Source organism: Barnesiella sp. CU968 (assembly GCF_905219685.1).
Taxonomy (GTDB): domain Bacteria; phylum Bacteroidota; class Bacteroidia; order Bacteroidales; family Muribaculaceae; genus Lepagella; species Lepagella muris_A.
The window spans coordinates 1-3,484 of sequence record NZ_CAJMXD010000310.1; the positions used below are offsets into that span (position 1 = coordinate 1).

At 42.0% G+C, this 3,484-nt stretch carries 2 protein-coding genes; both read right to left on the reverse strand.

Annotation, left to right across the window (positions count from 1 at the left end; genetic code table 11):
- A partial coding sequence (gene sprA, locus JX312_RS10705; protein WP_239653889.1) for a cell surface protein SprA occupies positions 1-2,537 on the reverse strand: 2,537 nt, incomplete at its 3' end.
- A 77-nt stretch (positions 2,538-2,614) separates the two neighbouring features.
- Entirely contained in the window at positions 2,615-3,193 is a 579-nt protein-coding gene (gene ruvA, locus JX312_RS10710; protein WP_204457988.1) for a Holliday junction branch migration protein RuvA, read from the reverse strand.
- Positions 3,194-3,484 lie beyond the last annotated feature (291 nt).

Sequence of the window (3,484 nt, forward strand, 5' to 3'; positions counted from 1 at the left end):
GGCCATAACCGGTCGATATAATACCATGCCAGCAATGCTCTGTTTTTACCATAATCGATATCGTTGCTTAGCTTGGCTTCCGGGAAAAGTGCGTCAGCCGAATTGTCATAAGGCGTCGAAGCAAGGAACCATGAATATGGAGATCTCAAGTCTATGCCGGTCTGAGTAGCCTCGAAATCATCTATATAGCTTGACCCTTTGTTCGATCCGCTTTTTTGCTTGTGTGGCACAAGTTGAGCGAATTCCGCACTCACGTTTATTCGAGACGGAGCTGTTGCGCTTACTGTGGGTATTTTATTCAATAAATTGGTGAGCCACATAAAATCCTTGTTATAGCTCACGTTAAGTCCCCACATCGTGTTGTTTATTACCTCATCACCGATGTTTACTTTTTCAGTAAGTGATTTTTCGGAGAAGTGAAGAATGGTTCCCCCCAGAGTAAAGTCCTTGTTAAACCGATATTGAGCGTCCAATCCGAGCAAAGTCTTCCTTTGCATGGAAAACAAGGACTGATTTTCAAGAGTAACGCTTACATTTGTTCCCGAATCAATTATGCTCTGGTTTGTAATAGTTACAATGCCCATTGAATAATCAACAGTGTAGTCACTGTTTTCAGTCAATACAACACCACCTGCCATCACCACTACGGAACCGCGCGGAACATTCATCGCATTTAATCGAATCTGCGCTCCGTTTGATGCCTGATACTCACCAGACAGAGAAAACTTGTTCTTATCTGCAAACTGTTGCGCTACAACAAGAGTTGAGTCGTATAGCTCTTTATACACGTATTGTGAAGCGATTGCCGGATTGCCTATTTTCCGTTCCAGATGAGAACCGAAAGGTTCCGCTACAGGAAATATTATTTTGCCGGTTGACGACTGCACTGTATAGCCCTCGATGTAGTCAAAGAAACCATCGGAATTTGATTCCTGATTCGAATCTATTCTGTCGAGATTCATAACCTGAAGAAGCGGCTGGTTCGATATCTGACCGGCGGGAATATAATTTATCTCTGTACCTGTGGTGTCACTTAGAAATTTGATATTTAGCTTGAAATTTTTGCTTTGAAGCTGGTATGCGCCTAACGAATACACATTCTTCATCATAAGCTGCCACATAGGCAGACGAGGGGAGACTGTAGTACTGCGAAGCATCTTCAGATAAAGACAGTCTGACGTGTTCGTGACATCTGAGGAGAACTCCCCTACCTGGTAAACTTTGCCCTGATATGTATATTCATATGCTACGGCAAGAACTTCATCTGTTGTCAAAGCTGATTTAAGAGAAATATAGCCCAAATCGTCATTAAGAGTATATTCGCTTGATTTGAGCAGTCTTGCACTTTCAACCTTCTCAAAGTCCTTTCCCCCTTCTATGCCATATGCTCGCAATGGCTCAAGGGCCTGCGTGACCATATCTATACTACGCGCCTGTGGATATTCACCCTTTATTATGCTTAGAAGATTATTACTTTGGTTGGAAGGATTGTTGAAGGCTGAATTAGGCTGCCAATAACTGTTTGCAAGTCTTCGGTTTTCACCGAGATCCATGAATCCTACAAAATTGCGCGATTCATTATAATTGCTGTTTTTATTAGTTATCCATACCTCTATTCTCGTAATTTTTATTCCCGAGGACACATGTGGCAGGCGAGATGCAAACTGATCATAATTCTCATAAAAATACTGTGCGAGGAAAAAGTGTCTGTTAGCATCATAATTGTCTGCCTTGAAGCTGAATTTGGTAGATTGTACGCCACCTGAAGTAGAAACTGTCTTTGATTCGGAATTCTGCTGTGACACAAGACCTGTAAGCGTAAGCTTGCCGAACTGTAGTTTCGTTTTCAATCCGAACAGAGCCGTACATCCTCTTATAAGGCTTGATCCCGTTGTCATACTGACATTGCCCGCTTCAATACTCTTTATGATTTCATCTTCCTTGCCTTCATAGTTAAGTTTTAAGTTCTTGGAATCGAAATCGAATGTCGCGTCGGTATTATAAGTCATATTGAATTTCAACTTGTCACCGACAGAGGCATTTATCGTAGCCTGAATTTTCTGATCAAAATCAAAATATGTTTTGCGCCGATTTTTAAGAGAAAGCGAAGGATTCTCAGTCTTGTTGCTTTTTATTCCCATTGACAGCTGCAGCGATCCCTGCGTAGACAGGCGGACTCCACCCGGTCCGAAAACTTTTTCAAGAGGACCGAGTGAGAAATTCATGTCGAAAATATTGAAAGGCTGCTTGTCTTTCTTTTCATAGCTCTCGGAATTACGCTGTCTGAAATATCCGAACATATCCTGACGCATCATTAGATCGGAATATTCTTTGGGAGTCAGCAAAAAAGGAGTGACTATGTCTTTGTCCCCGAGCCTGGTGTGAACAACAAACATGCCGAGTTCAGGATCATATACAGCTTCAGTGGTAATATTTGAAGGTGTTTTAAGATCTGCCGGATATTCACCTGATTTCAAAGGATTAGTGTCGGAAACCTCAGGCACTGTTTTGCGTACGGTCTTTTGTGAATTTGCCACAAACGACAAAAGCAGTGTCGAAAAAAACACTGCGATAAGAAGATATATCTTTCTTTCATCAATCTGCCTCAACCGCATCAGAGCATAGTAAGAGCCTGCTTGATGGCACGCTCAGTGTTGAGCGTCGGATCTTTCGCAAAAACCTTGGTGAGTACTTTCTGGCTCTGTTGGGCGGAGAATCCGAGCATCACAAGAGCAGCCACGGAATCATCATACGATTCACTTGCCGGCATACTTGTAATTAACGCATCTGACTCGGGTTTTATTTTATCCCTCAAATCCACAATAATGCGTTGGGCTGTCTTTCCTCCTATGCCTTTCACACCTTTGAGAAGTGAGTCATTCCCTGAAGCTATTGCCGATTCGAGTTGTTCATCGGTAAGGGATGAAAGAATAAGTCTTCCGGTGTTGGGACCCACTCCGCTCACTCCGATGAGGAGTCTGAACAATTCTCTTGTTCTTTTTCTTAGGAATCCGAACAGGACGTGGGCATCCTCGCGTATCGATTCGTGCACATACAGTTTACATTCCTGATTGCCGCTGATCAGAGGGTAATCCATTAGCGTTATGTTTACTTCATACCCTACACCACAACATTCGATTACGGCATATGTCGGTGTGGCTTCTGCCACAACCCCTTTCAAATAGTCAATCATATTGTAAAATTACATTTTTTTTATGATTTAAGCAAATTGACTTACTGTTAGTGCTTTGTTAGTGCTTTGATATATTACAGATGCAAATCGTGTACTTCAACTGCGTTTACTTGCCCATGACCATGCAGAGTTTAGAAGTGTATGTCGGCAATACTGATGCGAATTCGCGAAACCATTAGTCCCCAACGCAAAGTTGCAATGACAATATCTTCAATGATTCGGTAAAAATTACCGAATCATTGATTATTATAACTTTCGTAAATAAGTCAAGACGAGTTCGCCCTCTTAAAA